We start from the raw sequence: 7,015 nt of genomic DNA on the forward strand, positions 1-7,015 counted from the left end.
CACGCACATGCGACCGGTGTCTGTTCCGTACACGCCGAACTCGCTGCGCAGACGCACCATCTGGTCCTTGTTCAGGCCTGAGTAGCTGAACATGCCGATCTGGCGGATGATGAAACCCATGTCCTGCTTCACACCGGCGGCCTTCAGACCATCCACCAACTTCTGGCGCATGGCCTTGATGCGCACGCGCATCTCGCCCAGCTCTTTTTCCCAGAGGGTGCGCAGCTCGGGGTTGTTGAGCACGGCCGCCACCACCGCACCGCCGTGGATGGGCGGGTTGGAGTAGTTGGTGCGGATGGCGATCTTGAGCTGCGACAGCACGCGCGAGGCTTCTTCAGCGTTCTCGCACAGCACCGACAAGGCACCCACACGCTCGCCATAGAGGCTGAAGCTCTTGGAGAACGAGGTCGAGACAAAAAACACCAGACCCGCAGCCACGAACTTGGCGATCACCGCACCATCTTCGGCAATGCCGTGACCAAAGCCCTGGTAGGCCATGTCAAGGAATGGGGTGAGGCTGCGCGCCTTGACCACGGCGATCACCTGGTCCCACTGCTCGGGGGTGATGTCGTAGCCGGTGGGGTTGTGGCAGCAGGCGTGCAGCACAACGATGGTGCCGGGCGCAGCGGCGTTCAGGCTGGCCAGCATGCCGTCGAAGTTGACGCCGCGCTTGGCGGCGTCGTAGTAGGCGTAGGTGCCCACGGTGAAGCCGGCGTTGGTGAAAAGGGCGCGGTGGTTTTCCCAGCTCGGGTCGCTGATCAGCACCGTGGCGTCGGGGTTCAGCCGCTTGAGGAAGTCGGCGCCGATTTTCAGGCCGCCTGTGCCGCCGATGGCCTGCACAGTTGCCACCCGGCCCGAAGTCACCGGCTCCGAGTCGACACCGAACACCAGGCCTTTGACGGCGGCGTCGTAGGCGGCGATGCCGTCGATGGGGAGGTAGCCTCGCGCGGTGGGTTTGTCCATCATGGTCTTCTCGGCGCTCTGCACGCACTGCAGCAACGGCAGCTTGCCGTTGTCGTCGAAATACACACCCACGCCCAGATTCACCTTGTTGGGGTTGGTGTCGGCGGCAAACTGTTCGTTCAGACCCAGAATGGGATCGCGCGGTGCCATTTCGACGGCGGTGAAGAGAGACATGCTGAGGTTCCTGAGAATAGGTGGGTTGAGCAACGCAGGATTTTAGTCGGCGGGTCCGCGCAGGCATGGTTGCGGGCACTCCGTTTGTGCTCCAGCGCTCTTTAGCAACACTAAATCTGCTGTACCGTGCGACCCTCCGCACTTCGGGTACTTCGTCACACTTTGCGGGTAGTCATCGGGCGGTGGTGTGCGGTATATTCAAAAAGACCGTTAACTTTTATTAACATTTACCCGTGATTTTGAGGACGTGGACCATGCAAAAACATACTTCAGAACTCATGCGCATTTCCGCTCGCGGCCTCGCGATGCTGGCCGTGGTGCTCGGTGCAACGGGTTGCGCCACCCAGAACGCCAACCCGCCTGCGCCTGTCCTGGCGTCAAGCCCCGACTACAACTACATCGTGGGCCCTGGCGACAACCTCAACATCAATGTCTGGCGCAACCCCGAACTGTCTTCCAGCGTTCCTGTGCGACCCGATGGCAAGGTCTCGACCCCGTTGGTTGACGAACTGGTTGCCCAGGGCAAGACCCCCACCCAAATCGCGCGCGACGTGGAAACTGCGCTGGCAAAGTTCGTTCGTGACCCCGTCGTCACCGTGATCGTGACCAACTTCGTGGGACCCTACAGCGAACAGATCCGTGTGGTGGGTGAAGCAGCCAAGCCGCAGTTTCTGCCTTACAAGCAAAAAATGACCGTGATGGACGTGATGATTGCCGTGGGCGGCCTGACCGACTTTGCTGACGGCAACAAGGCCACCATCATCCGGGCCAGTGACAGCAACAAGCGCTACAACGTGCGCCTGAAAGATCTCGTCAAGCGCGGCGACATCTCCGCCAACGTTGAAATGCTGCCGGGCGATATCCTGATCATTCCCCAGGGCTGGTTCTGATTTCCGCTTTCACCGCGACTTGAATTCATCCGCCTGGTGCGGGTGAGCGTTTCATTTTTCACTGTCAAAGACAGTCGCTTGCATGCAAGAACTCATTCAGCAAATCACAACTTTCCTCAGGGGGATGTGGAAGTACCGGCGTCTGGGCGTTGCCGTGGCTTGGTTGGTGGCGGCCGGCGCGGCCACCACGGTTCTCCTCATGCCCGACCGGTACGAGGCTTCAGCCCGTGTCTATGTGGACACCCAGTCGATACTGAGACCCCTGATGTCTGGCTTGGCTGTGCAGCCCAACATCGAGCAACAGGTCAACATGCTCAGCCGCACGCTCATCAGTCGGCCCACAGTTGAAAAGCTGATCCGCATGGCCGACCTGGACCTCGGCGCTCAATCGAAAGCCGAGCAGGACAAGCTGATCACCCAAGTGACCGATTCGTTGTCCATCCGGTCGACCGGTCGCGACAACCTGTACACCCTCGCTTACCAGGGGGAGAGCCCCGAGAAAGCCTTGCGGGTTGTCCAGTCGCTGATGACGGTGTTTGTGGAGTCCAGCCTGGGGAGCACCAAATCCGATTCGGACACGGCCCGTCGCTTCATCGAAGAGCAGATCAAGAACTACGAAGCCCGCCTGACGGAAGCGGAAACGCGGCTCAAGGAGTTTCGGCTGCGCAACATCGATATTCAGTCACAGGGCGGGCTTGACACCGCTGGACGGCTGGGTGAAGTCACCAACACGCTCAACCAGGCCAAACTGGATCTGCGCGAGGCTGAAAGTGCCCGGGACGTTGCGCGCAAGCAGCTCGACGCAGCCAGGTCTGCGCAGCGCGCATCGCCCGCGCAAGGTGGGTCCTCGTTCGCCACACCAGAGCTGGACGCCCGGATCGATCCGCTCAAGCGAAGCCTGGATGGTTTGTTGCAGCGCTACACCGAACAGCATCCCGACGTGATCAACACCCGGCGTCTCATCAAGGAGTTGGAAGAGCAAAAGCGCAAGGAGGTGGAAGAGATGCAAAAGGCGGCGGCTGCCAATCCCGGCCAGCCTGTCCTTGAAACCAACCCCGCGCTTTACGAACTGTCCCGCATCGCCTCGGCAGCCGAAGTCCAGGTGGCCTCTTTGCGCGCCCGTGTTGCCGAATACGAGTCACGCGTCGGCCGTACCCGCGAGTCTATGAAGGTGGCCCCGCAGATCGAAGCCGAGCAGGCCCAGCTCAACCGGGACTACGAAATCAACCGCAAGAATTATGAGGATCTGGTGGCTCGTCGCGAGTCGATCACCATGGGGGGTGAGCTGGAAAGTGCATCCAGCCTGGCGGATTTCCGGGTGATCGACCCGCCGCGCGCCAACCCCAAAGCGGTGGCTCCCAACCGGGTGTTGCTGCTTCCCGCTGGCCTGCTGGCCGCGCTCGCTGCAGGCTTGGGCGTGACCTTCCTGATGAGCCAGATCCGCCCGGTGTTTTTTGATGCGAATTCGCTGCGCGCAGCCACGGATCTGCCCTTGCTCGGCGTGGTCACTCTGGTGAAGAACGATGTGGTGAAGCGGCGCGAGGCGCGCAGCCTGTACCGGTTCCTGGCGTCCGTCATCGCCCTGGTTGTTGTGTTTCTGGTGGGAATGGCCTTTCTGGCCTATCGGTCAGGCTTTGGAAGGTAGTCACGAATCATGTCTAGTTTGATTGAAAAAGCAGCCCAGCGTCTGGAGCAACTCCGCCAGGCTGGCGTTGAAGTGGCGCCTCCAGAGGCCACCGCGGTACCTGCCCCCATCCCGGCAACTGCCGCCGCACCCACTGCCTTGCATCCGCCCGCGGTCAAGCCGGCAACGGTTGCAGAACCTGAGCGCACCTCCCGCTCGGTGCGGCTCGACGTCGAGAGTCTTGCGATCAATGGTTACGTGACGCCCAACGCACCGCGCGCGGCCATTGCGGACCAGTTCCGCGTCATCAAACGGCCACTGCTCGCCAACGCCACGGGCAAGGGGGCTGCACCCGTGCCCAACGGCAACCTGATCATGGTCACCAGCGCCATGCCGGGCGAAGGCAAAAGCTTCACGGCTGTGAACCTGGCCATGAGCATTGCCATGGAACTGGACTACAGGGTGCTGCTGGTGGACGCAGATGTGTCCCGCCCTTCGCTGCGCAAGACATTGAATCTGGCCGCCGGGCCCGGTCTGCTGGACTTGCTGATCGACAACAAGCTCCAGATGGCCGACGTGCTGTTGCGGACCAACGTGGACAAGCTCAGCTTGCTCCTGAGCGGAACCCCTCACCCCAGAGCCACCGAGCTGCTGGCCAGCGATGCCATGACGGCGTTGATCGAAGAGCTCGGCCAGCGGTACCCGGATCGCATCATCATTTTTGACTCGCCACCGTTGCTGCTCACGACGGAGGCGCGTGTGCTGGCTTCGCACATGGGCCAGATCCTGATGGTGGTCCATGCGGAGAAAACGCTGCGTTCCCAGGTGCTTCACGCGCTGACGACGATCGATGCCTGCCCGGTCAAGTTGCTCATGCTGAACCAGGCGCGCGGCGGTGATCAGGATGCCTACGGCTATGGCTACGGGTATGGGTTTGGCTATGGCCAGTCGGTCAGTCAGGCCGCTGAGTCCAACACGACCGTGTCTGCTGCGTCATGAAAACCAGCGAGCGAGGGGCATCTTGATGAGGACACTGCACCCCATGACACCTCGCGTGCCCAAGCGCACCGCGACCATGTTGGGTTGCGCCGTGCTGCTGGGCATGCTCATGGGCGAGTCCCGGGCGCAAACCGACGACCCGTCCGGATCACCCGGTGCCGGCCGAGCGACGGTGTGGATCGAGCCCAGCGTTTCCGTGGGGGCTACCCTCTCTTCCAACGGAAACGCATCGAGCAGCAACGGGCGCAGCGAGTTGATGTTGGACGTCACGCCAGCCTTGCGCGCGGTGCTGAACACGGCCAGGGTGAAAGGGTTCGTGGATTACTCGCTCCGTGCCGAGTATTTCCTTGACGGGAACTCGGGCAACCGGCTCAGCAATCGGCTCAACGCGAGCGCCACGGTCGAGGCCTGGGATCAAAGGGCATTTGTGGATGTGTCTGGTTCGATTTCAGACCAGTCTGTTTCTGCATTTGGTCCTCAGAACCTCACGGGACTGGCTGATGTGAACCGCTCTGAAACCTCCAGCTTTCGAGTTTCTCCCTACATTCGCGGCACCCTGGGTGGATTGGTTGATTACCAGGTGCGGTACGCCCTGCAGACGCTCAACACGGACACCTCGATCCGCTCAGATTCCACTTCGCAGGTGTTGTCGGCGCGTTTGGGCAGCCGGCCCGTCGGGCAGCAATTGGGTTGGTTTTTTGACGCGTCCGCGCAAGAGAACGACTATGTGATCGGCCGGGACACCCGGTCCGATATTGCCCGGGCAGGGGTGATCGTGTCGGTTTCACCGCAATTGAACGTGACACTCAGCGCAGGGGTTGAAACCAACGACACCATCACTTTGCAACGCGAGTCGTACAACATCACCGGACTGGGTTTTGACTGGCGTCCTTCGCTGCAGACCAGCCTGTCGGTGTCGGTTGAGAAGCGCTACTTCGGCACCGGTTACAACGCCTCTCTGGAGCATCGAACCGGGCGCACCATCTGGCGATACAGCGCCTCGCGTTCTGCATCCGACAGTCCAACGCAGGCGGGCTCTGTCAGGCTTGGGACCAACTATGAGATCGTGGACGCCCTCTTTGCGCAGAGCATCCCTGATCCCATCTTGCGTGCCCAGGCCGTGCTGCAGTTTCTGGCCAACTTCAACATCCCTGCAGATGCACAAAACTTTCAGGACTTCCTGAGTTCTTCGGCAACCTTGAACCAGACCCAGCGGTTGTCGGTGGCGTTGAACGGGATTCGAGGCGTCATCACGTTCAACGTGAGCCGCGGCACCACCAGTCGCCTGGATTCACTCACCACCTTGGGTGACGACTTCGACTCGAACACGGAGATCGACCAGCAATCCTGGGGTGTCAGTTACGGCCATCGACTCACGCCGCTGACGTCGTTCAATGCCGCCTACATCGATCAGAAGAGCAGCGGCAGTTCCGGCATCAGCAGCAAACGCCAGTCCGTGTCGTTGGGACTCAGCACCCGACTGGCCCCCAGGACCAGCGGCAGCGTTCAATTGCAGTTCGGTCGATTCAACAACACAGCTGGCTCCTACAACGACGCAGCCATCTCCGGTCGTATCACCCACCGGTTCTGAACCATGTACGAAGCTTTCTACGGGCTGAGCAACAAGCCCTTCCAGCTCAATCCCGACCCCCGTTTTTATTACAGCAGCAAGCCGCACCGGCGTGCGCGTTCTTACCTTGTATACGGCGTGATGCGCGGCGAGGGCTTCATTGTCATCACCGGCGAGGTCGGTGCAGGCAAAACCACCATCGTCCGCGACCTGCTTGACAGCCTGGAGAACGGTTCGGTGGTGGCGGCCCACCTGGTGAGCACACAGTTGGGCGCCGAAGACGCACTCAAACTGGTCTGTGCTGCGTTCGGCGTTGCGGTGCGTGGCACCGGCAAGGCCGACATGCTCATGGCGCTGGAAGCTTTCTTCATCACCCAGACAACCCAGGGCAAACGATGCCTGCTGATCGTTGACGAAGCGCAAAACCTGCAGCCACTGGCGGTGGAAGAGTTGCGCATGCTCTCCAATTTCCAGTTTGGCGACCAGGCGCTGCTGCAAACCTTTCTGGTGGGCCAGCCGGAGTTCCGCGACATCCTCCAGGGACCCAGCATGCTGCAGTTGCGGCAACGGGTCACAGCGCGTTGCCATCTGGGCCCGCTGGACGAAGAGGACACCCGCGCCTACGTGGAGCACCGCCTCAAGTGCGCTGGCGCCACCGACAAACCCACGTTCGATGCAGCGGTGTTTGGCGCGCTGTTCCAGCATTCCGGTGGTATTCCGCGGCGCATCAACACCTTGTGCGACCGATTGCTGCTGTTGGGGTATCTGTCCGAGACAACGCACCTCACGCTGGAC

General features: G+C 61.1%; 6 protein-coding genes. 5 read left to right on the forward strand and 1 reads right to left on the reverse strand.

Features of this window, described 5'->3' with window-relative positions; translation table 11 throughout:
• The coding region (locus ACN4F8_RS06765; RefSeq protein WP_419472844.1) for an amino acid aminotransferase at nt 1-1,137 on the reverse strand (1,137 nt) is incomplete at its 3' end.
• A 254-nt stretch (nt 1,138-1,391) separates the two neighbouring features.
• Here ACN4F8_RS06765 and ACN4F8_RS06770 point away from each other — a divergent pair.
• The 5 genes from ACN4F8_RS06770 to ACN4F8_RS06790 all read left to right on the forward strand — a co-directional run.
• Nucleotides 1,392-2,027 carry an XrtA/PEP-CTERM system exopolysaccharide export protein gene (locus ACN4F8_RS06770; RefSeq protein WP_419472845.1) on the forward strand — a complete coding sequence of 212 codons (636 nt, stop codon included), beginning with the start codon at nt 1,392-1,394 and terminating at the stop codon, nt 2,025-2,027.
• 82 nt (nt 2,028-2,109) lie between these two features.
• A complete protein-coding gene (locus tag ACN4F8_RS06775) occupies nt 2,110-3,672 on the forward strand; it encodes an XrtA system polysaccharide chain length determinant (protein ID WP_419472846.1) in 1,563 nt (520 codons plus the stop codon).
• 9 nt (nt 3,673-3,681) lie between these two features.
• Nucleotides 3,682-4,650: an XrtA-associated tyrosine autokinase gene (locus ACN4F8_RS06780; protein WP_419472847.1), complete on the forward strand. Its 969-nt coding sequence runs from the start codon at nt 3,682-3,684 to the stop codon at nt 4,648-4,650.
• Between the two features lie 55 nt (nt 4,651-4,705).
• Nucleotides 4,706-6,241, forward strand: a complete 1,536-nt coding sequence (locus tag ACN4F8_RS06785; RefSeq protein ID WP_419472848.1) for a TIGR03016 family PEP-CTERM system-associated outer membrane protein — start codon at nt 4,706-4,708, stop codon at nt 6,239-6,241.
• Nucleotides 6,242-6,244: 3 nt separating this feature from the next.
• On the forward strand, nt 6,245-7,015 hold a 771-nt coding region (locus ACN4F8_RS06790), incomplete at its 3' end, for an XrtA/PEP-CTERM system-associated ATPase (RefSeq protein ID WP_419472849.1).

It is taken from the genome of Hydrogenophaga sp., from assembly GCF_048549895.1.
Classification (GTDB): domain Bacteria; phylum Pseudomonadota; class Gammaproteobacteria; order Burkholderiales; family Burkholderiaceae_C; genus Hydrogenophaga.

Bases quoted from the DNA above. Each gene is read 5' to 3' on its own strand.
- ACN4F8_RS06770 (WP_419472845.1), top strand. From the start codon at position 1,392: ATGCAAAAACATACTTCAGAACTCATGCGCATTTCCGCTCGCGGCCTC.
- ACN4F8_RS06780 (WP_419472847.1), top strand. From the start codon at position 3,682: ATGTCTAGTTTGATTGAAAAAGCAGCCCAGCGTCTGGAGCAACTCCGC.
- ACN4F8_RS06775 (WP_419472846.1), top strand. From the start codon at position 2,110: ATGCAAGAACTCATTCAGCAAATCACAACTTTCCTCAGGGGGATGTGG.